Origin of the sequence: Pseudomonas sp. 65/3-MNA-CIBAN-0223 (assembly GCF_040310425.1) — a bacterium.
Taxonomy (GTDB): Bacteria; Pseudomonadota; Gammaproteobacteria; order Pseudomonadales; family Pseudomonadaceae; genus Aquipseudomonas; species Aquipseudomonas gregormendelii.
In genome coordinates, this window is the sequence record NZ_JBEOPV010000329.1 from 1 (window position 1) to 239 (window position 239).

Genomic DNA, 239 nt, shown 5'->3' on the forward strand with positions numbered 1-239 from the left:
TGCCGAGGGTGATGGCGATGATCTCGGCGGAGAGAATAAAGTCGGTACGGATCGCGCCCTTGATCTTGTCTTTCTCGAACGCCACCAGATCGGTTGCCGGGTCGGCCACCGCTTCAGCCAACTGCGCGTGTTCGGCCTGGTCTTCAGCCTTGCTGTGCAGGAATTTGTGCGCGAGTTTTTCAAAGCCCTCGAAACACAGGTAGGCACCGCCGAGCATCAATAACGGTATCACCGCCCAG

The 239-nt window shown here is 58.2% G+C and carries 1 protein-coding gene; it reads right to left on the reverse strand.

All coding sequences use genetic code 11. From position 1 onward, the window contains the following. On the reverse strand, positions 1-239 hold a 239-nt coding region (locus AAEZ09_RS29080; RefSeq protein ID WP_350601784.1), incomplete at both ends, for a DUF808 family protein.